Here is a 22,138-nt window from a genome sequence, read left to right as displayed (position 1 = left end):
AAAGAGGAAGGGACGGTCCCGATGGGGACCGTCCCTTCCGATGCTCCTGCGCCTTCCGGCTTGATGCAGGATGTCTGCCGGTGGAGCTGAGGGGACTCGAACCCCTGACCCCCTGCATGCCATGCAGGTGCGCTACCAGCTGCGCCACAGCCCCGGACTTGCCGCTTTCGGAGTGAATCCCCGAAGCAACCTGTTCAGCTTAATGCACTTTCGCCCCGCACGCCAATCGTGGTGCCGTGTCCCGGGCTGCGGTCCGTCAGGGCCTGCCGGCGGGGTCCGCGGGACACGGCAACAAAAAATCCGCCGGAATCGCAGTGATTCCGGCGGATCGATTGGTGGAGCTGAGGGGACTCGAACCCCTGACCCCCTGCATGCCATGCAGGTGCGCTACCAGCTGCGCCACAGCCCCGAACTATTGCTGCTCTTTCGAGCTTTTTCGGCTTTCCCCGAAGCAACTCAAATATCTTAGAACAGCAATTCCGAAAATTCCAAATCGGGCATATTCCGCGCGATTCCGCGGAATTATTCGGTCTCGGACCCCGCGGTGGCTTTGGCCGACGTGTCGTCCCCGAGCTGCAGGTCCACCACGGGGCAGTCCTTCCAGAGGCGTTCCAGGGCGTAGAACACCCGGTCCTCCTCATGCTGGACGTGGATGACAATGTCCGAGTAATCGAGCAGCACCCAGCGGCCGCCGGAGCGGCCTTCACGCCGGACGGGCCGCAGGTCCTGCTTGGCGAGTTCTTCCTCAATTCCGTCAACGATGGCGTTGACCTGGCGTTCGCTGGGTGCCGAGGCGATGAGGAATACGTCGGCCAGGGCAAGCCGCTCGCTGACGTCCAGGGCAACAATATCCTGGGCAATCTTGTCCGCGGCTGCCCTGGCGGCTGTGCGGGCTATGGTGATGGACGATTCTGATGCAGTCACGTGACTCCTTGTTGGGTTAAATGTGCAGGGGCCGTCCGTTGCCGGCCGGCTGTTGGTGATCAACGGGACATGCCGTTGATGATCAGGATGACGCCTGAGACCAGGGCCACGATGCCCAATGCCAGGACCAGGAACTGCAGGACCCTGGTCCTGTTCGCCCGTGCAAGTCCCGCCGTGGCTGCGTCCAGGGGATCCAGGCCGTGGGCGGACGAAGCCGGGATCCGGGGCAGGTCCTCGAAGAGGTCGTCTCCCTGGGGCTCTTCAATAACCGCCGCCTGCGGGACCTCCGCGGCCCGGGCAGCAGCTTCAGCCCTGGCGATCACCTGCGAGCGGCCGGGTCCGGCATCAGCAGGGGCAGTGCGCTGGGAGCCCGGTGAGCGCCGCTTCTTGGTACCGGAAGGCGTCACCTTGCTTCCCGGGCGTGTGGTGACCGGTACGTGCGAGGTTGCGGGCGGCTTCATGACGGGCCGGTCGATGCCGGGGACCTGCACGAATTCCAGCGGCGTGACCATGGCCAGGTTGCTGGCAGTAGAGGGGGCGGGGCGCGGTCCGGCCGCCGGCTTCCCGGCCTGGTCCTTCGTGCCGGCGTCCCCGGGAAGCTTTCCGGTATCCCGCGAACGTCCCTGGAAGGGATCTTTCGGAGGGGTTGCCGGAGCCGGGGGAATTGTGGGAGCTCCGGCCTGCTCGGCCAGCTTTTGCTTGGCCATGGCCCGGCGGTTCATGACCGCCGCACGTTCCGCCAGGGCAATTTGCTCGGCGAGGATCTCCGGATCAACCGCTTCGGGATCCAGGGAAGCGATGTGCTCCATTTTGGCGATCTGGTTCTTGGCCTGCTCCGCGAGCAGGGACCGGGCCGCCAGCGCCTGTTCCACAGTCATGCCCTCGGGGCCCGGTGAACCGGCCTTAGCGCCAGGGGTGGTTGTACGGCCCTGACGGGCCTGCTCCCCCGCGCCGGCGTTTGTGAGGTCGGCGGACGGGTCACTGCCCTGGCTGCTGCCGCTGTGACTGTCCTTGTGGCCGCTGTCCTTGTGGCCGTTGTCCGTGTGGCTGACGCCATTCCGGGGCCCGTCCGCGGAACGCTGAGGAGTGGAAGCCGGCGGCACAACGGGGTTGGCCGCAGTCAGCGCCTGTTCCTTGAGCTGCTGGAGGCGGAGCTGCCGACGGGTGGGAGGACCACCGGCGGAGAGCTGGCCTTCCTTTTCCTCCAGTTCCTTGATGGCGCGAAGGGTTGCACGGTCCCGCGCCCGGATCTGGGATGACCGCTGGGTGCTGGCCTGCCCGGCGGCCGCTCCGGCGGCACCGGGTCCCGAGGGGGCCTCGGGTCCCGAGGGGGCAGCAGCACCCGGCGCACCAGCATCCGTCTTCAGGGCAGGCTGGAGCTGCTCCGTGCCCTTGGAAGCAGACTCCTGCTGGGCGTCCCTGGCCTTCCGGAGTTCCCGGCGGCTGCGGATGGGGGGCTGTTCCTGACTCATTGAGAACTCATTCAGTACTGGCTGGTTCACGTGCTAGGGACGGTGGGGTATCGGCTTCCGCGGCGGCTTCGTACAGGCCGTACTTGGCGATGTACTGCACGACGCCGTCCGGTACCAGGTACCAGACCGGATGGTTCGCGGCCACGCGCGCGCGGCAGTCCGTCGAGGAGATGGCCATGGCCGGGACCTCCAGGAGGCTGACGTCATCGCGTCCCATGCCGTCCAGGACATGCCCGGGCCTGGTGACCCCGACGAAATGGGCCAGCGACCACAGTTCGTCGATGTCCTTCCAGGAGAGGATCTGTGCCAGGGCGTCCGCCCCGGTGATGAAGAAGAGGTCGGCGTCGGGGCGCTGGGCCCGGAGGTCGCGAAGGGTATCGATGGTGTAGGTGGGACCTGGCCGGTCGACGTCCACCCTGCTGACCGTAAAGCGCGGGTTGGACGCCGTGGCGATGACGGTCATCAGGTAGCGGTGCTCGGGTTCGCTGACGTGCTTGTGGGACTTCTGCCACGGCTGGCCGGTGGGGACGAAAACCACCTCGTCCAGGTCGAATTCCGCCGCCACCTCGCTGGCAGCCACCAGGTGGCCGTGGTGGATGGGATCGAACGTCCCGCCCATCACGCCCAGCCGCAGCCTGCCGTTGGCACCCGAGCGGTGCAAAACGCGGGAAATGTTAGTGGCCCTGCCCGTGGTCGTGCTTATTCGGGTGCTGGCGGTGCGGATCCGCGTGCTCCTCGGTGGCCGTGTGGCGGTTGCCCAGGTTGGAGTAGGACAGGGTGATGAACATCATGACCAGCAGGATGGCGAAGATGACCACACCGAAGACCCACGGCTCAGCCCACAGCGGCGCGAGTTCGTGTTCTTCGCCTTCGGCGACGGACGTGGCAATCTGCTGGAACAGCATGTTCTCCCCTTGGGCTCAAACGATTGTGGCAGCGGAAAGCTCCGCCGTTTCTGGCTTCTGGTCTATGTTACCGTGCGCTACCCGCGCACCTGGCCCTCGCCCTGCACGATCCACTTGGTGGTGGTGAGTTCGGTCAGCCCCATGGGACCGCGGGCGTGCAGTTTCTGGGTGGAGATGCCCACCTCGGCGCCCAGCCCCAACTCCCCGCCGTCGGTAAACCGGGTGGACGCATTGACAATGACGGCCGCGGAATCCACCTCGGCGATGAAACGCTCGGCGTTGGACAGGTCATTGGTGAGGATGGCCTCGGTATGGCCGGTAGACCAGGTGCGGATGTGGCTGACTGCCTCGTCGAGGCTGTCCACCATGGCAACCGCAAGGTCAAGGTCCATGTATTCGGTGGCCCAGTCCTCGTCGGTGGCCGGTTCCGACTCGATGGAGGCAGGAAGGGCGGCGCGGGTGCGCTCATCGGTGTGCAGCCGGACGCCGGCCTTGCGCAGGGCGGCCGCCACGGCAGGAAGCACGCGTGAACCGGAGTGGACCAGGAGCGTCTCCACCGTGTTGCAGACGCTGGGCCGTTGCGTCTTGGCGTTCAGGAGGATCTCCACCGCCATGTCCTCGCTGGCCGACTCGTCGATGAAGATATGCACGTTACCCTCACCGGTTTCGATGACTGGGACGGCGGAGTTGGTGACGACAGTCTGGATCAGCTCGCGGCCGCCACGGGGAATCAGGACGTCCACCCTGCCACGGGCCTTCATCAGGACGTTGGCGCCGGCGCGGCCATACTGGTCCACCGTTTGGACCGCGTCTGCGGGCAGGCCCACGGATTCGAGCGCTTCGCGCAGCACCCGCACCAGGACCTCGTTGGTTGCCTGGGCGGCGCTGCCGCCACGCAGGATCACGGCGTTGCCGCTCTTGAGTGCAAGCCCGGCAATGTCCACCGTGACATTCGGCCGTGCTTCATAGATGGCGGCCACCACGCCCATGGGGACGTTGACCTGGCGGAGGCGCAGGCCGTTGGGGAGCGTCTGCCCGCGCACAACGTTGCCTACGGGATCGGGCAAGTTGGCCAGGTTTTCCAGGGCCGCCACCAGGCCCGCGATGCGGGTTTCCGTCAGGGTGAGGCGGTCCAGCATGGCAGCGGAGGTGCCGTTGGCCTTTCCTGCCGCCACATCCATGGCGTTGGCGGTGAGGATGGATTCCGTGCTCTCCTGCAGGGCGGTGCCCACTGCGCGGAGGGCGCGGTCCTTCCATGCCCGGTTGGCCATGGCCATCCGCCGCGCCGCATGGCGGGAACGGTCGGCGATGGCGTGCACTGCTGCCTCGACGTCGCCGGACGACAGCGCAATGTCAGCCGGGACCGGTGCTGCCGATGACTCAACGGGCTGCGTGGCGGCAGCGGTGTCTCCGGAATTTTCGGCAGTCTTGTGGATCAGGGCCTCAGTCATGTTCCAAGTTTAGGCGAGCCCGAAGCTCAGACCAGCACCAGGTCGTCAACATGAACAACTTCACGGTCATAGCCGCTGCCCAGCGCCTCACCGAGGTCCCTGGTGGACCGGCCCAACATCTGGGGCAGCTCCGCGGACGAGTAGTTCACCAGTCCGCGCGCAACCACCGTACCGTCGGCACCTGCTATCTCCACGGCGTCGCCCGCTTCAAAATCACCGTGGACGGCGGAAATGCCGGCTGGCAGGAGTGACGTGCGGTGGTGGCGGATGGCCTTCACGGCGCCGTCGTCCAGCACGAGCCGCCCCTGAACGGAGGCCACGTGCGCCAGCCAGAGAAGGCGCACAGGCTTCCGGGCGCCGTTGACCGTGAACCAGGTGCCCACGTCCTCGCCGTTAAGGGCCGCGGCGGCGTTGGGCGTGGAAGTGACCAGGGCATGGATGCCTGATCCCGCAGCCATGGACGCTGCCTCCACCTTGGTGAGCATGCCGCCTGTGCCGACGCCGGCCTTGCCGGTTTTGCCAATGGAGACGCCGTCGAGGTCGTGTGCCCCTTCCACAAGCGGGATCCGCTTCGCGCCAAGGGACGGCGGGCCGTCGTAGAGGGAGTCGACGTCGGACAGCAGCACCAGCGCGTCGGCGCGGACCAGGTGGGCCACGAGGGCAGCGAGCCGGTCGTTGTCGCCGAAGCGGATTTCATGCGTGGCTACGGTGTCGTTTTCGTTGACCACCGGGACCACGCCGAGGCTGAGCAGCCGGTTGAGGGCGCGGAACGCGTTGGTGTGCTGGCTGCGGCGCATCAGGTCTTCGGCGGTGAGGAGCACCTGGCTGACCGTCACGCCGTGGGCCCCGAAGGCCTGGGTGTAGCGGGCCATCAGCAGGCCCTGGCCCACGCTGGCGGCCGCCTGCTGGGTGGCGAGGTCGCGGGGCCGCTTGGCGAGCCCCAGTGGTGCGAGGCCCGCTGCGATGGCACCGGAGGAAACCAGGATGATCTCTGTCCCGGTGTTGCGCTTGGTGGCCAGCGCGTCCGCGAGGGCGGTCAGCGATTCTTCCGAGATGCCGCCCTTGATGCTGGTCAGCGACGACGAGCCCACCTTGACCACGATCCGGTGCGCGTTGGCCAGCACGCTCCTGTCCACGGACCGCGCCAGCGGTTCCGCGGACGCAGCCCTAGATGTCATCGTCTGCGCCCAGTCCACTCTCCTTGAGCGGCTTGGCAACCCTGCGGCTGCTCACGGATTCGGTCCAGATGCCGGCCTTGCGCTCCGCTTCGAGTTCGGCGCGGGCAGCGGCCTTGGCGTCCTTGCGTTCCTGCTGCTCGTCACGTTTCTGCCCACGTGTGGGTCGGTCGCCGATGTCGGCGAAACGGACGTCCGTACCGCGGGGCGAGGCCAGCAGTTCGGCGCCTGCCATCATGGTGGGCTCCCAGTCGAACACGACGCCGTCGTCCTCGCCGATAACAACCGTATCGCCGGGCTTGGCGCCCTGCTTGAACAGTTCCGTTTCCACACCGAGCTTGGCCAGGCGGTCGGCCAGGTAGCCGATGGCTTCCTCGTTGGTGAAGTCGGTCTGCTTGACCCAGCGCACCGGCTTTTCGCCCAGCACGCGGAACAACGGCTCAAGGCCCTTCTCCTCCCGGCGGATCCGGAAGCCGGTTTCGTTGACGGCGCGGGGCTTGATGACCACAGGCTGGACCTTGGGCGGCGCGGCTGCCACCGCGTCCCGGGCTGCCTGCACGATTTCGGCCATCGCGAAGCCCAGCTGGCGCAGGCCCTCGTGGCTGGTTGCCGAGATTTCGAAGACCCGGTAGCCGCGGGACTCCAGTTCCGGCCGGACGAATTCTGCCATGTCCTTGCCGTCGGGCAGGTCCACCTTGTTGAGGGCCACGAGGCGGGGGCGGTGGTTCAGCGGAACCACTTCGCCGTCCTGGCCTGCGTAGCTCATGTCCACGGCGTACTTTTCCAGCTCGGCCTCAATGACGGCCAGGTCCGAGAGCGGATCGCGGTCTGCTTCGAGGGTGCCACAGTCCAGGACGTGGACCAGGGCCGCGCAGCGCTCTACGTGGCGCAGGAAGTGGTGGCCCAGGCCCTTGCCTTCGCTGGCGCCTTCAATCAGCCCGGGCACGTCGGCAATGGTGAAGCGGACGTCGCCGGCCTGCACAACGCCAAGGTTGGGGACCAGTGTGGTGAACGGATAGTCGGCGATCTTGGGGCGGGCCGCGGACATGGCCGCGATCAGGCTCGATTTTCCGGCGGACGGGAAACCCACCAGGGCGATGTCCGCAATGGACTTCAGTTCCAGGACGACGTCGCTGGATTCGCCTTCGATGCCGAGCAGGGCGAACCCGGGCGCACGGCGCTTCTGGGAGGAGAGCGCGGCGTTGCCCAGGCCGCCGATGCCGCCGGCCGCCGCAACGTATTCAGTGCCTTCGCCCACGAGGTCCGCGAGGACGGTGCCGTCCTTGGACTTGACCACGGTGCCGTCCGGGACGGGAAGGATGAGCGTCTCGCCGTTCTTGCCGCCGCGCCAGTCGCCCATTCCGGGGCCACCATTGGTGGCATGGCGGTGGGGTGCGTGGTGGTAGTCGAGGAGCGTGGTGGTCTGGTGGTCCACGCGAAGGATCACGTCGCCGCCGTTGCCGCCGTTGCCGCCGTCGGGCCCGCCCAGCGGCTTGAACTTCTCGCGGTGGACGGAGACGCACCCGTGGCCGCCGGTACCGCCGGATACGTGCAGTACTACCCGGTCTACAAAGCTGGCCACGTGGATCTCCTCAGTGCTGTTTCCTGGACGCCCGGGGCGCCAAGATGATTGTAATGCGGTTAAAAGAGCAGTGGAGCGGACCATATGGCCCGCTCCACCGCTTCAGATCTGGTTGTTACTCTGCGGCTGCAGCAGCAACGATGTTGACGACGCGACGACCGCGGCGGGTACCGAATTCAACGGCGCCCGGGGTCAGTGCGAACAGGGTGTCGTCGCCGCCACGGCCAACGCCGGCGCCCGGGTGGAAGTGGGTGCCACGCTGGCGGACGATGATCTCGCCGGCGGAAACTACCTGGCCGCCGAAGCGCTTGACGCCAAGGTACTGTGCGTTGGAGTCACGACCGTTGCGAGTGGAGCTCGCGCCCTTTTTATGTGCCATCTGAAATGCCTGCCTCTAAATTCTGGGGAATCTGCTGAAAAACCTGAACAGTAACGGAAGGTTACTTGATACCAGTGATCTTGACCTTGGTCAGTTCCTGGCGGTGACCCTGGCGCTTCTTGTAACCGGTCTTGTTCTTGAACTTCTGGATCACAATCTTAGGACCACGGAGGTCCTGGAGGATCTCAGCCGTAACAGTTACCTTGGCCAGGTCAGCAGCGGCGGAGGTGACCTTGTCACCGTCAACCAGGAGCAGTGCGGGCAGCTGAATGGTGCTGCCAGCTCCACCGGCGACGCGGTTCAGGGTAACGAAGTCTCCAACGGAAACCTTCTCTTGGCGGCCGCCTGCGCGGACAATCGCGTACACCACTTGGGAACTCACTTCTCTCGACGTTTATTACAAATTTGCGTGCGGAACCCGGTTCCATGATTGGGTGGGCTCTCGCTGTGCCTCAACGCCGTGGGGTCATAACCCAAGTGTTGGCGTAAGCACCGAAGATCTAGAATACGCTAGTTTTGGCTTCGGCCGCAAATGAGGCTGGTTCCGGCGGGTTGTCTGTGATAGGCACCACAGCCCAGGTCCACGCCCTTACCTGTGCCCCACCATAGTACCGGCGGGACGCGCCACCAGGTGTCAGGAATGAATGCGCGGCGCGTCGAAAAAGTCCACTTCGAGGCGGCAGGACTGCCTGAACGCCGTCACCATGGCATCCCGGTCCCCCGCGGAAGCAGCGCGGCCGGCCCCGTCCACCATGGCAACCGCCGTGCGGGTGGCGGCAGCGAAGTCCTCGTCCGCGTACGTGCGCAGCCACTCGGCGTAGGGGTGGCCGCCTGGTTCCCCGGCAGCCACGAACTGGGCGTGGAGTGTTGTGCCCACCTCGGCATACAGCCAGAAGCAGGGCAGGACTGCTGCGGCCAGCACGGCGTAACTGCCCGACGCCGATGCCGCCGTCAGGTGGTCCACGTAGGACTTGGTCACGGGTCCCAGCTGCGGCTCAACGGTCCGTGTACTAAGCCAGGAGCGGTGCAGCTCAGACTCCACCTCCAGGCACTGTGCGGCGGAACGTGCCCAGAAGAGCTGCTCCTCTTCGGTGGGGGCCAGTGCACTGGTCCGCGCGAGCACCCGTGAGTAGCCGTTGAGGTAGATGGCGTCCTGGGCGAGGTAGTAGGCAAACTCCTTCTCCGGCAGGCTGCCGGAAACCAGGCCGCGGATGAAGTCCAGCGCGTAAATGTCCTCGAGGTCCTTTGCGGCGCCCGCCCAGAGCTGCGCCGCGAAGCTCCCCTTCCCGCGCACCGCGGGCACGTGATGGAAGTGGTGCACGGGCCCGTTGCCGGCCCCCACCTCCAGGGTCTCCGAGGCCTCCAGCGCGCCGGCAAGCCAGGGCTTGACCTCGCGCAGGGCTGCCTCCCAGTCCCCCACCCGGGCCTGGACCGTGGCCATGGCCGCCGACAGGGAGCATCCGGTGCCGTGGCTGTTCACTGTTGCCACCCGCTGTCCGGGAACCACCACCACGTCCCTGGACAACAGGCCTGCGGTGTTAACGAGGGCGTCGGGGCATTCGGCCCCTACGAGGTGCCCGCCCTTGACCAGAACCGTGGCTCCCGTGGCGGCGGAAAGATTCCGGCCCTGTTCCAGGGCGCCTTCCCAGGTCTCCTGCACGTCGCCGCCCACAAGCATGGCGAGTTCAGCCAGGTTGGGCGTGATGAGGTGTGCCAGCGGCAGCAGGCCGCGAAGCGCGGCTTCGGCGGATTCCTGGAGGAGCCGGTCGCCGCTGGTGGCCACCATGACAGGGTCCAGGACCACGACGGCGGGACGCACCTTTTCGAGCCACGCACGGACGGCGTCGATCACCCCGGCATCGCCCAGCATTCCGATCTTCACGGCGTCGATACTGATGTCGTCGCTCAGGGCATCGAGCTGCTGGGTGAGGAAGTTGGCGGGGGGAACGTGGACGCCGCGCACGCCGCGGGTGTTCTGTGCGGTGAGGGCGGTGATGGCGGCCATTCCGTAACCGCCGTGGGCGGCGATGCTTTTCAGGTCCGCCTGGACGCCGGCCCCGCCGGAAGGATCGGATCCGGCAATGGAAAGCACCCGGGGCGTGTCGCGGTACTCGCGGGTGGGGGCTGCAGACGCAGAAACAGCTGCGGGCCCGGGAGCAGGCGCGGGTGTGTCCTGGATGGTGGCAGTGGGCAGTGCAAAGGTGGAAGACAAGAGACATCCCTTCGCCGGTGCTAGCCGGACAGGTTCAACGGGTCTGGATCTCAGCCGGCTCTCTGCGCGGCACCCCGTGTCGGTTCCCCAGCCTAGCTTTTTTGCGGTCCACAGCGTGAAGGTGACACAGTGCGACCGGAGCGGGGTGGATCGCCGGTGTCCAATACCGGGTGTTCACGAGCGCTGCGGAACGCGCCTTAAATGACGGATGCCCGGCCGGCCACTGTCTGTGGCTGGCCGGGCATCCGGTTAATGCCCGCCCTGGGTTCGGGATTCCAGGAGCTCCGTTCCTGGCAGCTCCAGTTCCTAGAGCTCTGAGGCAGGGACCCCGACGCCGAGGATAATCGGGGCGTCCGGCCGCTTGTCGCCGGCCGGCTTTGAAGCACCCGCCTGGTCCGCTCCCGGTGCCTTGGCGGCGTGGGAATGCCCGGCCGCGGCGGCGGGAACATTCTCGTGCTGCTGGACCGAGGTCTCGTTGGCTGCTCCCTGTGCGCGGCTGGCACTGCGATTGCGGCGTGCCCTGCGCGGGCGTGACTGCTCCAGGGTGTGGTCGGAGTAGTCCTTCTCCGCTGCGGCAGCCACCGGCCGCTGCTGCGGCTGGACGTTGGCCGGTTCCCGCTGCTCCGGGGACGGCACCGGCTCGGGGGTCCGCTCCGGGGCATGAGCCTGCTGGGGACTCTCTTCAGCCCCACGTTGTACCGGCTGTCCAGCCGGCGTTTCGGCCGGCGTGCCGGCTGCCGGGGAGGGCTCGCCCAGGTGGGCGAAGGCTGCAGCCAGGCGGTCCAGGGTGAGCGCAGGCTTTGGCTGCTGCTCCTCTGCGTGCTCCACGAAGGGCAGGACGACTTTCTCCCCGCCAAAGGTCAGGACGGCAGCGGGCCTGGACGCATCGCCGTCGTGCTTCTCCGTTTCAGCCGGCACTGCGGGCTGGGCCTGCGTTGCCTGCCTGGCGGCGGCCAACTCGTCGTCATGCAGGTGGGCTGCATGTGCAGCCGCCGCGATGTTGGCAAGGGCCAGCCTGGTGGCCTCCGCTTTCGCATGCCGCTCGGCGTCCGTCGGATCAGGGTGGACCGTGTGGACGTGGACGGCAGCTGCCGGGGCTGCGTCCGGCTGCTGGCCGCCGCGGCCGCGGCGGCGCTTCCTGTCAGGACGGACACCGGGCTGGCTGCTGTCCGTGCGCTGAGCCTCGATGCGGTTGCCCTCGGTGCGTGCTTCCGGGCGGTGCTCGGAACGCTGCACGTGATGCTCGGCAGCCACAATGTTGGCGCGGCGGTGTTCCACCGGGTCATCGTGGGTGACTACGCCGCGGCCGGCGCAGGCTTCGCACTGCTCGCCGAACACCTCAAGGAGCCCCGTGCCCATGCGCTTACGGGTCATCTGCACCAGGCCCAGGGAGGTGACCTCCGCAACCTGGTGCTTGGTGCGGTCACGGCCCAGGCACTCCACCATGCGCCGCAGGACCAGGTCCCGGTTGGACTCAAGGACCATGTCGATGAAGTCGATGACAATGATGCCGCCGATGTCGCGGAGGCGGAGCTGGCGAACTACTTCCTCTGCAGCTTCCAGGTTGTTCTTGGTGACTGTTTCTTCCAGGTTGCCGCCGCTGCCGGTGAACTTGCCGGTGTTGACGTCCACCACGGTCATGGCTTCGGTACGGTCGATCACCAGCGAGCCGCCGGAGGGCAGGAAGACCTTCCGCTCCAGGGCCTTGTGGATCTGCTCATCGATCCGCCAGGCACTGAAGATGTCCTGGTCCTTGGTCCACTTCTCGAGGCGGCCCACCAGGTCCGGGGCGACGTAGGTGACGTACGCCTCGATGGTGTCCCAGGCTTCCTCGCCTGAAACGATCAGCTTGGAGAAGTCCTCGTTGAAGACGTCGCGGACCACCTTGATAGTGAGGTCCGGTTCGCCGTAGAGCAGCTCCGGGGCAAGGATCTTGGTGGACTTCGACTGGCTTTCGATGCCCTCCCACTGGGCGCGCAGCCGGTTGATGTCGTGCGTCAGCTCTTCCTCGGAAGCGCCCTCCGCAGCCGTACGGACAATCACGCCGGCGTGCTCAGGAAGGCGGTCCTTGAGGATCCGCTTCAGGCGGTTGCGTTCGACGTCGGGCAGCTTCCGGGAGATGCCGGTCATGGAGCCGCCGGGAACGTACACCAGGTAGCGGCCGGGCAGGGAGATCTGGCTGGTCAGGCGCGCGCCCTTGTGGCCCACCGGGTCCTTGGTCACCTGGACCAGGACGGTGTCGCCGGACTTCAGCGCGTTCTCGATGCGGCGCTGCTTGCCCTCAAGGTTGACGGCTTCCCAGTTGACCTCGCCGGCGTACAGCACGGCGTTGCGGCCGCGGCCGATGTCCACGAAGGCAGCTTCCATGGACGGCAGGACGTTCTGGACCTTGCCCAGGTAGACGTTGCCGATCAGGGAGTCCTGCTGGGTCTTGGACACGAAGTGCTCGGCCAGGACGCCGTCTTCGAGGACAGCGATCTGGATTCTGTCGTCGCGCTGGCGGACGATCATCTGCCGGTCCACGGATTCCCGGCGTGCCAGGAACTCGGCTTCGGTAATGACGGTACGGCGGCGGCCGGTATCGCGTGATTCGCGGCGGCGCTGCTTCTTGGCTTCCAGGCGGGTGGAGCCCTTGACGCTGGTGACGCGGTTGTTCACGGCCGGCTCGCTGACGGCGCGCGGGGCGCGGACCCGGGTGACCGTGTTGGGCGGATCGTCGTCTTCCCCGCCCGTGAGTTCGAGGTCCTGGTCGCCACGGCGGCGGCGGCGGCGGCGACGGGAGGTCACGCCTTCTTCGGCCTGCCCGGCGGCGTCCTCATCAGCGTCCTCGGCGGCGTCGCTGTCTGCAGCGGCGGCACTGTCGGCTTCTTCACCGTCACGCTCGCCGGCCCTGCTGCGGCCGCGGCGTCCGCGCCCGCGGCGCCTCCGGCGGTTGCCGGCGTCGTCCGAATCGTCCTCGGCGTCGTCCTCCTCGGCTTCCTCAGCTGCTGCCGGTGCGGGCCGGACGACAGTGCTGAGGTCCGGAGCCTGGAAGAGTACCGACGTGGGAGAACCCGGTTCCATGAAAAGGGACCCGAACGGGCCGGCGGGGGCTGAAGCCCCGGCAGCGCCGGCCTCGGTCCCGGCAGGAGAATTGGCGTCGCCTGTACCGGAAGGCTCGACGGCGGACGTGGGCTGTGCGGAATCGGTGGTGGCTTTGGCGGCGGGTGCCTGGGCTGCAGCCTCAGCTGCTGCTTCAGTGCCGGCGGACGCATCGGCGGCGGCCGGTGCAGTGCTGGCGGCCGCCGCAGCGGTGCCGGGCGCCGCGGGCTCAGCTGACGCGGTGTCAGCCGGTGCGGTCTCGGTGGGTGCGGTATCGGTGGGTGCGGTCTCGGCCGGGGCAGCCGTCCCTGCCGGCGTTTCCTCCGCGACGGCGACGGCGGGGGCGGACGTCTTGCGGGTGGCAACCCGGCGGCGGCGGACGGGCTTCGATTCTTCCGCGGCAACCTCTGCAGGCCCAGCGGCAAGCGCCTGCTGCGCGCCGTCGTCGGTGGCGCTGTTGGTGCCCCCGGCTTCAGCGCCGGCCTCCGCAGCAAAGACGGGAAGCGGCTCGGCGGTCTCGACTTTCTTCCGCGAACGGCTCCGGCGGGCGGGCGCCTTGGCTTCGTCTGCCGCAGCTTCTGCGGCCCCGGCCTCTGTGGTGACGGCGTCGGAGGCAGCCTCAGCAGCCACGGCCTCGCCGGTTTTTGGAGCGGCCTTCCGCCGGGTCCTGGGGGCCTTCTTCGGCGCGGAGTCGGCGTCCACGGACGCTGCTTCATCGTTAACGGCTAAAACTTGTTCATTATCCATATGTGGCAACACTCCTGCCCCTGACGTACCGCCACATCCGGCACCCATTGGGGCACATATTGTCAAAACCCGCAGGCGTTGACAGAAGTCAAGTGGATACCCCCAGGTTCGCACCGGCAGTGGGGTGCGGCAGCCCGTGGGGGCCGGCAGGATGTTCCAGAACCCGTTGTTCCACACGCCACAACCAGGTGCCGCCCCATGGAGTTGCGGAGTTCGGATCGAAGAATCCAAAGCCTGCGCTGCTCATCATGGGCGGTCTTGCGAACAAGCTGCCGGACTGGACCCCGAATGTGGATCGGGTTCCAGCCACGTTCATTCTCTCATACCCCGGCTATTCCACGGCGGAAGCAGCAGCACTTGTTCCCCTTCCTGGAAGGTCTTTCCAGCGTCCGGCGTTACAATCGGGCAAGGACCACCCGATGAAAAGGACGCCTTGCCAATGCCCAGCATCTCCCCCTTGAGCGGCACCCACGCGCCGGAACGGACTGTGGATCCGGACAGCAGTACAGCCGGAGCCCGCCCGCCGATGACCCGTGACCGGCCGCTCGGCTGGCTGATGGTCATTACCGGGATAATCGGCTGGCTGGCCTCCGGAACCCTGGTGCTGGAGAAACTGGAGGTCCTCAAGGACCCCAACCACACCACGGTGTGCGACGTGAACCCGTGGATCTCCTGCGGCCAGGTGATGCAGACGTGGCAGAGCTCGCTGTTTGGCTTCCCCAATATGTTTATCGGCATCGTGGCGTTCGCCATCACCATCACTGTGGGCATGTCACTGCTGGCCGGCGCCCAATTTGCGCGGTGGTACTGGCTGGGCCTGCAGGCCGGGGTCACGCTCGGTTTCGCGTTCGTGGTGTGGCTGTGGTCCCAGGCCCTCTACGTCATCCACATTCTGTGCCCGTTCTGCATGGTTGTCTGGGCGGCCATGATCCCGCTCTTTGTCTGGGTGACCATCCGGAACATCAGCGCCGGGGTCATCCCTGCCCCCGCCAACGCCGCCCGCATCCTGGGTGACTCCGGCTGGATCATCACCGCCCTGCTGTACGTGGCGGTCATCGCCACCATCTTCTTCGCCTTCATCCAGGTGTTCGCCGGAACCTCAGGATTCTAGGCCTGCAGACGGAAAAAGCCCCTGGTTCCGAGGAACCAGGGGCTTTTTGCTGTCCCTGGGCTGTCAGCCCTGGAACCAGATCTTGATCTCGCGCCCGGCGGATTCGGCGGAGTCGGAACCGTGGACCAGGTTCTGCTGGACCTTCAGGCCCCAGTCGCGGCCGAAGTCGCCGCGGATGGTGCCTGGGGCTGCCGTGGTGGGGTCGGTGGTGCCGGCCAGCGAACGGAACCCCTCGATGACACGGTGGCCCTCGAAGATGGCCGCCACCACGGGTCCGGAGAGCATGAACTCCACCAGGGGCTCGTAGAAGGGCTTGCCCACGTGCTCCTCATAGTGCTGCTCCAGGAGTTCGCGTGAGGCGTCAACCTTCTTCAGCTCAGCCAGGGTGTAGCCCTTGGCTTCGATCCGGGCCAGGATGGCGCCGGTAAGGTTGCGGGCGACGCCGTCGGGCTTGATCAGGACGAGGGTGCGCTCAGTAGTCACAACTGCTCCAATGCGTTGGTAAGGGGTTTCGGGTCAAGTCTACGGGGACTGCGGCTGCTGGCCGGGCCCGGCCCCGTCCGGATGGGCGGCTTCCCAGGCAGCCTGTTCGCGGGCCCGTTCCCCGGCTTCCCGGTCCAGCCGGATTCCTGTGCGGATCCCGTACCACCACGCCGCCGCGAACAGGGTGCCCACCAGGAACATGGCCGGCTCGAAGATCCCGGTGAGGATCAGGACCAGCTGAAGGATCCAGCCCAAGCCGATGCCCCAGGGCTTGGTGAGGAAGGCGCACGCAACAATCATCACCACGCACAGCGCAATCCCCACCCCCAGGATGACCGCCGGCGGGAACTCCCCCCGCCGCAGGCCGAACACCGCCAGGGTGGCGAAGAACATCACGAAGGCTTCCAGCAGGAGGACCGTGGAAGCGAACATCACCTTGGTTGAGCGGCGCTTCTTGGGCATGCCCGGCCGCCACTCGCGCTGCGCTTTGGTCAACTTGGCCATGGAATCAGGCCTCCGTCTTTCCGAGCAGGATCCGCGCCTCGGCCACGAGCGTGATGGAGCCGGTGACCAGCACTCCCCCGGAGAGGTCGTCATTGGCTTCGGCGCGTTCCACCGCCCATTCAAGGGCGTCGTCGAGCTTTTCGGCGATGTGCACGTTGTCCTCGCCGAAGCCAAGCTCAACCGCCAGTTCGGCCAGCTCAGCTGCCGGCACGGCCCGCGGGGAGTTCGACTGCGTGAAGCAGAACTCCTCCGCCATCCCGCCCAGGGATTCCTTGAGCTGGCGGAGGATCTCCTCGGCGTCCTTCTCCTTGAGCACTCCGACCACCGGGACAAGCCTGGTGAAGGTGAAGGCTTCCTGCAGGGCGGCTGCGGAGGCCTTGATGCCGTCCGGGTTGTGGGCAGCGTCCACCACGATGGTGGGAGCTGTCCGCACCACTTCCAGGCGGCCCGGCGACGTGACATTCGAGAAGCCTTCCTGGAGCACCTCGAAGTCGAGTTCCTTTTCTCCCCCGAAGAAGGCTTCCAGAGCCGCCACGGCCACCGCGGCGTTCTGTGCCTGGTGGGCGCCGTGCAGCGGGACCAGCAGTTCCGGGTAGCGGCCGGCGATGCCCTGGATGCTCACCACCTGCCCGCCCACTGCCACGGTCCGGGATTCGACGCCGAATTCCACGCCCTCGAAGCGGAACGGCACCCCCACGTCCTTGGCCTTGTCCAGCAGGACCTGGGCAGCGTCCAGAGGCTGGGCGGCACTGATGAGGTAGCCGCCGGGCTTGATAATGCCGGCCTTTTCGTACGCGATGTCCTCCGTGGTCTCACCCAGCAGGTCCGTGTGGTCCAGCGAGATGGGGGTGATCACGGAAACCTGCCCGTCCCCAACGTTGGTGGCGTCCGTGATGCCGCCGAGGCCAACCTCGATCACGGCCACGTTGACCGGCTGGTCCGCGAAGATGGCGAAGCCCAAGATGGTGAGGCATTCGAAGTAGGTGAGCCGCGGTTCGCCTGCAGCCTCGAGCTCGGAGTCGACGATCTGCAGGTAGGGGCGGATTTCGTCCCAGATGCGCACGAAGGTCTCGTCGGGGACCGGGTGCCCGTCGATGCTGATCCGCTCCGTCACCTTGGACAGGTGCGGGCTGGTGTACCGTCCGGTGCTCAGGCCGTGGGCCCGCAGGACGGATTCGATCATGCGGGCGGTGGAGGTCTTGCCGTTGGTCCCGGTGACGTGGATGATCGGGAACGCCTTGTTCGGCTCGCCCAGCACATCCATCGCCCGGAACAGCGGGGCCAGCCGCGGCTCCATCTTGTTTTCCGGCGCCCGGCCCAGCAGCTCGGCGTAGACGCTCTCTACGGAGAATTCATCAGTCATGGATCAGGCCTCTACTTTTTCGACGGCAACGGCCGGCTCTGCGGCGTCCCCGGGTTCCGCCGTGAGTTCCACGGACAGGGTCTCGCCCTTCACCAGGCCGGCGTTGGCCAGCAGGGCGTCGACGACGTTCTGCTGCGCCGTGACGGTGGTCCGGATCCGGTCGCTGACATTGAGTCCGGCGTCCTTGCGCGCCTGCTGGATGGCACGGACCATGTCGCGGGCCAGGCCTTCCGCCTCGAGCTCAGGAGTGACCTCGGTGTTGAGGACCACGAACCCGCCGCCGGGCAGGACCGCCACCGCTTTGGTGGCAGCGGCAGCACCGCCGTCGGACTCTGCCACGACGGTTTCCAAGGTGTATTCCTGCGGCTCCAACTCCAGGCCGCCCGCGGTGACCACGCCTGCCTCGGACACCGACCAGTCGCCTGACTTGGAGCCCTTGATGGCTTGCTGGACGTTCTTTCCCAGGCGCGGGCCCGCGGCGCGGGCGTTGACCACGAGTTTCTGCTGGATCCCGAACTCTTCCGGCGAGGCCGTGGCAGCATCCAGCAGCCTGACGGAGCGGAGGTTCAGCTCATCTGCGACGACGGCGGCAAAACCTTGCAGCGCATCGGCGCCGGGTGCCACGACCGTCAGTTCCTGCAGCGGCAGGCGGACGCGAAGGTTCGCAGCCTTGCGGAGCGAGGAGCCCGTGGAGCAGATCTGCTGGACCTTGTCCATGGCCTGGACCAGGTCCGGGTTGGCGGGGAACAGCGCAGCGTCCGGCCAGTCTGCCAGGTGGACGGACCGTCCGCCGGTGAGCCCGCGCCAGATCTCTTCCGACACCAGCGGCAGCAGGGATGCCGCTGCGCGGGACACCGTTTCCAGTGCAGTGTAGAGCGCATCAAAGGCGTCCCGGTCCTCGTCGAAGAACCGCTGGCGGCTCCTGCGGACGTACCAGTTGGTGAGCATGTCCAGGTAGCTGCGCAGCGCGTCGCAGGCACCTGAGATGTCGTAGTCGTCCAGCCGTTCGGTCATGGTGCCGACCAGTTCGCCGGTGTTGGCCAGCAGGTACTGGTCCAGGGTGTCGGCGTAGCCGTCGTAGCGCAGCTTCGCATCGTAGCCTGAGCCGCCGGCCGCGGCGTTGGTGTAGAGCGTGAAGAAGCTGTACACGTTCCACAGCGGCAGGATGACCTGGCGGACGCCGTCGCGGATTCCCTGCTCGGTGACCACCAGGTTGCCGCCGCGCAGGATAGGGCTGGACATGAGGAACCAGCGCATGGCATCCGAGCCGTCGCGGTCCAGCACCTCGGAGACGTCCGGGTAGTTGCGCAGGCTCTTGGACATCTTCTGCCCGTCCGAGCCCAGCACGATGCCGTGGCTGATGACGTTCCGGAAGGCCGGCCGGTCGAACAGGGCCGTGGAGAGGATGTGCAGCATGTAGAACCAGCCGCGGGTCTGGCCGATGTACTCCACGATGAAGTCAGCCGGGTTGTGGGTGTCGAACCAGGCCTCGTTCTGGAACGGGTAGTGGACCTGGCCGTACGGCATGGAGCCGGAGTCGAACCAGACGTCCAGGACGTCCTCCACGCGGCGCATGACGGACTGGCCCTCTTCGGGCGTGCGGGGGTCGTCCGGGTTGGGCCGGGTGAGTTCGTCGATGAACGGGCGGTGCAGGTCCACCTGGCCGTCCTTGTTCAGCGGCAGGCGGCCGAAGTCCGCCTCGATCTCGGCGAGCGAGCCGTAGACGTCGGTGCGGGGATATTCGGGGTCGCTGGACTGCCACACCGGGATGGGGCTGCCCCAGTACCGGTTGCGGCTGATGGACCAGTCGCGGGCGTTTTCCAGCCACTTGCCGAACTGGCCGTCCTTGACGTTGCCGGGGATCCAGTTGATCTCCTGGTTCAGTTCGGACATCCGGTCCTTGAACTTGGTGACTTCCACGTACCAGGAGGAGACGGCGCGGTAGATCAGCGGGTTGCGGCAGCGCCAGCAGTGCGGGTAGCTGTGCTCGTAGCTGGCCTGCTTGACCAGCCGGCCCTGGGCGCGCAGTACCTGCGTGATAGGCTTGTTCGCCTCGAAGACCTGCAGGCCCACGATGTCGTGCAGGTCGCCGTGCTTGAAGAGCGGGAGGAATTTGGCGCCCTCGTCCACGGACAGGACTACCGGGATGCCGGCTTCCTCACAGACTTTCTGGTCGTCCTCGCCGTAGGCCGGAGCCTGGTGCACGATGCCGGTGCCGTCAGTGGTGGTGACGTAATCGGCAACCAGGAAGCGCCAGGCGTTCTCCATGCCGTACTTTTCGTTGTCCGCGAAATCGCTCCACAGCGGCTGGTACGCCAGGCCTTCCAGCTCGGCGCCGGTGTGGGTGGAAACAACAGCGGCCTGGGCGGCCTCGAAATCGTCGTAGCCCAGGTCCTTGGCGTAGTTGCCCACGAGGTCCGCGGCCAGCAGGAAGCTGCCCGAGACGGGCGCGTCCGCGGAGGCGGCCTTGATTCCGTTGGGTCCGGCCGGCAGCACGGCGTAGGTGATGGAAGGGCCGACGGCGAGCGCGGCGTTGGTGGGCAGCGTCCAGGGCGTCGTGGTCCAGGCGAGGGCCTGGACGCCGGAGAGCTGCCGGGACAGGTCCGACTCCCCTGCCGTGATGGGGAAGGTTACCGTGACCGTCTGGTCCTGGCGGTTCTTGTAGACGTCGTCGTCCATGCGCAGCTCATGGTTGGACAGCGGCGTCTCGTCCTTCCAGCAGTACGGCAGCACGCGGTAGCCGTTGTAGGTCAGTCCCTTTTCGTGAAGCTGCTTGAACGCCCAGAGGACGGACTCCATGTACTCCACGTTGAGGGTCTTGTAGTCGTTGTCGAAGTCCACCCACCGCGCCTGGCGGGTCACGTAGTTCCGCCACTCGTCGGCGTACTTCATGACCGAGGCACGGCAGGCGTCGTTGAACTTGTCGATGCCCATGGCTTCGATCTGGGTTTTATCCGTCATCCCCAGCTGCTTCATGGCCTCCAGCTCGGCGGGCAGGCCGTGGGTGTCCCAGCCGAACCGGCGCTCAACGCGCTTCCCGCGCTGGGTCTGGTAGCGGCCCACCAGGTCCTTGGCGTAGCCGGTGAGGAGGTGCCCGTAGTGGGGCAGGCCGTTGGCGAAGGGCGGGCCGTCGTAGAAGACGAACTCGTTGCTGCCGGGCTCCCCGCCCGGGGCATCCGCGCTCCGCTGGTCGATACTGGCCTGGAAGGTGCCGTCCTGGTCCCAGTACTTCAGGATGCGCTCTTCGATCTCCGGAAACTTCACGGAGGCGGAAACGGCGGCACCGCCGCTGGGCGAAGGGCCGGTGGAGGCTGAGGCCTTGGGGTAATACGACATGTCGACATCCTGGGTTGAGCTTGGCGAACTGCCGGCTTGCGCCTTCTGTTCCGTTCAGGATGCGAGGACGGATCCTGTGGCGTCCGTCCGGACCCCACGCTCACCGCGGTACCACCTCACTTACCGGCGCTGCACGTTTCCCGGGGGAACGTGTGCCGCGACGGCCACTCATTACTGCTGTGACGGGCTTACCCGTCCGGTTCTACTGGCGCGTGCCCCTGTTGTTCTGCCAGGGCGGTCCGCGTGTTCTTCCGGAAGCTCACCGGTGATTGCCGGGTCATAGCCTTTTGAGTCTACTATTTCCGGGCCCGGGCCACCAATAATGGAACCTATGCGAGAGTACGGGGCCGGGGTGCGCGGCGGCAGGCCTCGCCGGCCGTGGTCCCGGTGGTCGGCTGCCGCCGTCGTCCTGGCCATGCCGGGTGCTGCCCTGGTGTTCCTGCGCATGGTTCCGTGGGACGTCGGCACCCCCTGGGTCCAGCTTCTGGCCATCTTTCCCGCGGGGCTGATCACAACGACGGCGGCGCTTGCTGCCGCCGTCGTCCCCCTCTTCCGTAACACCGGACCCCGCAGGGCCGTGGCCGCTGCCCTCGTGGCGGCGCTGCTGGCCGTACAGCTCGGCTGGGTGCTGGACCGCCTAGTGCCGCCCGGCACGCTGGCCACGCCGCCGTCCGGAAACGTGCAGCCGGCAAACGTCAAGTTCCCTGCCCCGCCAACGGACCTGGCCCCGGGGCCGGTGCTGACAGTCATGGCGGTGAACGTGGGGTACACGGGTGTGGACCCCGGCGCCCTGCTGGCAGAGGTCAGGAACCGCAATGTGGACGTCCTGGCCCTGCCGGAGCTTGCGCCCGCCGGCCTGAAGGCACTGGATAAGGCAGGGCTGGGAACCCTGCTGCCGTCGCGCGCCACGGATGTGGACTGGGACAAGGTTGGAAGCGCCCTCTTCTCGCGGTTCCCCCTCGAGCAGGTGGAACGCGTGCCCGGCTCGGCCTTCCATCAAAGCCGCGCCGTGGCCGGCATTCCCACCGCCTCCGGCCCGGTGCACCTGACGGCGGTCCACGTGGACTCACCGCGCAGGGGGCACATCACGTCATGGCGGGAGGAGCTGCGGCAGCTGGGCGAACTGTGGCAGGCGCTGCCGGACAGCCGGCTTGCCATCCTGCTGGGCGACTTCAACGCGAGCGCGGACCACGGTGAGTTCAGGGATCTCCTGGCCACGGGGCTGTCCGACGCCGCGCAGGTGACTGGTAAGGGGCTGGCCCCCACGTGGCCCGTAAATTCACCGGCCCCGGCTTTCGTGGCCATCGACCATGTCCTGGTCAGCCCCGGCATCGAGGTGGTGGACTTTGACGTGGTCACGCTTCCGGGAACGGACCATGCCGCGGTGGTGGCGCGCCTGGTCCTGCCCTAGGC

At 66.9% G+C, this 22,138-nt stretch carries 17 protein-coding genes, 2 tRNA genes and 1 riboswitch; of the genes, 2 read left to right on the top strand and 17 right to left on the bottom strand.

Annotation, left to right across the window (positions count from 1 at the left end; translation table 11 throughout):
• Positions 1 to 81: 81 nt before the first annotated feature.
• The 13 genes from IEX33_RS08445 to IEX33_RS08385 form a co-directional block, all read right to left on the bottom strand.
• Positions 82 to 154 (bottom strand) — tRNA-Ala (locus IEX33_RS08445).
• A gap of 179 nt (positions 155 to 333) precedes the next feature.
• Positions 334 to 409 (bottom strand) — tRNA-Ala (locus IEX33_RS08440).
• A 113-nt stretch (positions 410 to 522) separates the two neighbouring features.
• The gene (rsfS, locus tag IEX33_RS08435) at positions 523 to 924 is read right to left on the bottom strand and encodes a ribosome silencing factor (RefSeq protein WP_188729342.1); all 402 of its coding nucleotides are present in this window, start codon (positions 922 to 924) and stop codon (positions 523 to 525) included.
• A gap of 59 nt (positions 925 to 983) precedes the next feature.
• The gene (locus tag IEX33_RS08430) at positions 984 to 2,396 is read right to left on the bottom strand and encodes a hypothetical protein (protein ID WP_188729340.1); all 1,413 of its coding nucleotides are present in this window, start codon (positions 2,394 to 2,396) and stop codon (positions 984 to 986) included.
• A 7-nt stretch (positions 2,397 to 2,403) separates the two neighbouring features.
• Positions 2,404 to 3,057 (bottom strand): nicotinate-nucleotide adenylyltransferase, encoded by a 654-nt coding sequence (gene nadD, locus IEX33_RS08425; RefSeq protein WP_268238412.1) that lies wholly within the window; start codon positions 3,055 to 3,057, stop codon positions 2,404 to 2,406.
• Positions 3,058 to 3,070: 13 nt separating this feature from the next.
• Positions 3,071 to 3,301: a hypothetical protein gene (locus IEX33_RS08420; RefSeq protein WP_104186060.1), complete on the bottom strand. Its 231-nt coding sequence runs from the start codon at positions 3,299 to 3,301 to the stop codon at positions 3,071 to 3,073.
• 77 nt (positions 3,302 to 3,378) lie between these two features.
• Positions 3,379 to 4,752 (bottom strand): glutamate-5-semialdehyde dehydrogenase, encoded by a 1,374-nt coding sequence (locus tag IEX33_RS08415; RefSeq protein WP_188729339.1) that lies wholly within the window; start codon positions 4,750 to 4,752, stop codon positions 3,379 to 3,381.
• Positions 4,753 to 4,778: 26 nt separating this feature from the next.
• Positions 4,779 to 5,930 (bottom strand): glutamate 5-kinase, encoded by a 1,152-nt coding sequence (gene proB, locus IEX33_RS08410; protein WP_188729337.1) that lies wholly within the window; start codon positions 5,928 to 5,930, stop codon positions 4,779 to 4,781.
• A complete protein-coding gene (gene obgE, locus IEX33_RS08405; protein ID WP_188729335.1) occupies positions 5,920 to 7,509 on the bottom strand; it encodes a GTPase ObgE in 1,590 nt (529 codons plus the stop codon). The genes proB and obgE overlap by 11 nt, the downstream gene beginning before the upstream one ends.
• 115 nt (positions 7,510 to 7,624) lie before the next feature.
• The gene (rpmA, locus tag IEX33_RS08400; protein WP_009372867.1) at positions 7,625 to 7,888 is read right to left on the bottom strand and encodes a 50S ribosomal protein L27; all 264 of its coding nucleotides are present in this window, start codon (positions 7,886 to 7,888) and stop codon (positions 7,625 to 7,627) included.
• Between the two features lie 61 nt (positions 7,889 to 7,949).
• Positions 7,950 to 8,258: a 50S ribosomal protein L21 gene (gene rplU / locus IEX33_RS08395; RefSeq protein ID WP_066276623.1), complete on the bottom strand. Its 309-nt coding sequence runs from the start codon at positions 8,256 to 8,258 to the stop codon at positions 7,950 to 7,952.
• Positions 8,259 to 8,522: 264 nt separating this feature from the next.
• A complete protein-coding gene (gene thiD / locus IEX33_RS08390; RefSeq protein ID WP_377089966.1) occupies positions 8,523 to 10,100 on the bottom strand; it encodes a bifunctional hydroxymethylpyrimidine kinase/phosphomethylpyrimidine kinase in 1,578 nt (525 codons plus the stop codon).
• A riboswitch (TPP riboswitch) is annotated at positions 10,090 to 10,187 on the bottom strand. It overlaps the preceding gene by 11 nt.
• 219 nt (positions 10,188 to 10,406) lie before the next feature.
• On the bottom strand, positions 10,407 to 13,928 hold the full coding sequence (locus tag IEX33_RS08385; protein ID WP_188729334.1) for an Rne/Rng family ribonuclease: 3,522 nt from the start codon (positions 13,926 to 13,928) through the stop codon (positions 10,407 to 10,409).
• A gap of 439 nt (positions 13,929 to 14,367) precedes the next feature.
• Between IEX33_RS08385 and IEX33_RS08380 the strand changes: the two genes are divergently transcribed.
• Positions 14,368 to 15,039 carry a vitamin K epoxide reductase family protein gene (locus IEX33_RS08380; protein WP_104186066.1) on the top strand — a complete coding sequence of 224 codons (672 nt, stop codon included), beginning with the start codon at positions 14,368 to 14,370 and terminating at the stop codon, positions 15,037 to 15,039.
• Between the two features lie 63 nt (positions 15,040 to 15,102).
• On the opposite strand, the gene ndk is transcribed toward IEX33_RS08380, so the two are convergent.
• The 4 genes from ndk to ileS are packed head-to-tail and all read right to left on the bottom strand — an operon-like array spanning position 15,103 to position 20,725.
• Complete coding sequence (gene ndk, locus IEX33_RS08375) at positions 15,103 to 15,522, bottom strand: nucleoside-diphosphate kinase (RefSeq protein WP_188729332.1); 420 nt, start codon at positions 15,520 to 15,522, stop codon at positions 15,103 to 15,105.
• Between the two features lie 39 nt (positions 15,523 to 15,561).
• A complete protein-coding gene (locus IEX33_RS08370; RefSeq protein WP_104186068.1) occupies positions 15,562 to 16,026 on the bottom strand; it encodes a DUF4233 domain-containing protein in 465 nt (154 codons plus the stop codon).
• A 4-nt stretch (positions 16,027 to 16,030) separates the two neighbouring features.
• Entirely contained in the window at positions 16,031 to 17,389 is a 1,359-nt protein-coding gene (locus IEX33_RS08365) for a bifunctional folylpolyglutamate synthase/dihydrofolate synthase (protein WP_188729330.1), read from the bottom strand.
• Positions 17,390 to 17,392: 3 nt separating this feature from the next.
• Positions 17,393 to 20,725: an isoleucine--tRNA ligase gene (gene ileS, locus IEX33_RS08360; protein WP_188729328.1), complete on the bottom strand. Its 3,333-nt coding sequence runs from the start codon at positions 20,723 to 20,725 to the stop codon at positions 17,393 to 17,395.
• A gap of 331 nt (positions 20,726 to 21,056) precedes the next feature.
• Between ileS and IEX33_RS08355 the strand changes: the two genes are divergently transcribed.
• Positions 21,057 to 22,136 carry an endonuclease/exonuclease/phosphatase family protein gene (locus IEX33_RS08355; RefSeq protein WP_188729326.1) on the top strand — a complete coding sequence of 360 codons (1,080 nt, stop codon included), beginning with the start codon at positions 21,057 to 21,059 and terminating at the stop codon, positions 22,134 to 22,136.
• The last annotated feature ends 2 nt before the right edge of the window (positions 22,137 to 22,138 follow it).

The sequence above is a fragment of the Pseudarthrobacter scleromae genome (assembly GCF_014644515.1).
Classification (GTDB): domain Bacteria; phylum Actinomycetota; class Actinomycetes; order Actinomycetales; family Micrococcaceae; genus Arthrobacter; species Arthrobacter scleromae.
The sequence above is the reverse complement of the archived record's forward strand: the minus strand, read 5'-3'. Positions and strand labels throughout refer to the sequence as shown.

Coding starts and splice junctions, on each gene's coding strand:
- IEX33_RS08355 (WP_188729326.1), top strand. CDS start 21,057: ATGCGAGAGTACGGGGCCGGGGTGCGCGGCGGCAGGCCTCGCCGGCCG.
- IEX33_RS08380 (WP_104186066.1), top strand. CDS start 14,368: ATGCCCAGCATCTCCCCCTTGAGCGGCACCCACGCGCCGGAACGGACT.
- proB (WP_188729337.1), bottom strand. CDS start 5,930: ATGACATCTAGGGCTGCGTCCGCGGAACCGCTGGCGCGGTCCGTGGAC.
- IEX33_RS08385 (WP_188729334.1), bottom strand. CDS start 13,928: ATGGATAATGAACAAGTTTTAGCCGTTAACGATGAAGCAGCGTCCGTG.
- IEX33_RS08365 (WP_188729330.1), bottom strand. CDS start 17,389: ATGACTGATGAATTCTCCGTAGAGAGCGTCTACGCCGAGCTGCTGGGC.
- IEX33_RS08415 (WP_188729339.1), bottom strand. CDS start 4,752: ATGACTGAGGCCCTGATCCACAAGACTGCCGAAAATTCCGGAGACACC.
- IEX33_RS08430 (WP_188729340.1), bottom strand. CDS start 2,396: ATGAGTCAGGAACAGCCCCCCATCCGCAGCCGCCGGGAACTCCGGAAG.
- IEX33_RS08370 (WP_104186068.1), bottom strand. CDS start 16,026: ATGGCCAAGTTGACCAAAGCGCAGCGCGAGTGGCGGCCGGGCATGCCC.
- IEX33_RS08420 (WP_104186060.1), bottom strand. CDS start 3,301: ATGCTGTTCCAGCAGATTGCCACGTCCGTCGCCGAAGGCGAAGAACAC.
- rpmA (WP_009372867.1), bottom strand. CDS start 7,888: ATGGCACATAAAAAGGGCGCGAGCTCCACTCGCAACGGTCGTGACTCC.
- ileS (WP_188729328.1), bottom strand. CDS start 20,725: ATGTCGTATTACCCCAAGGCCTCAGCCTCCACCGGCCCTTCGCCCAGC.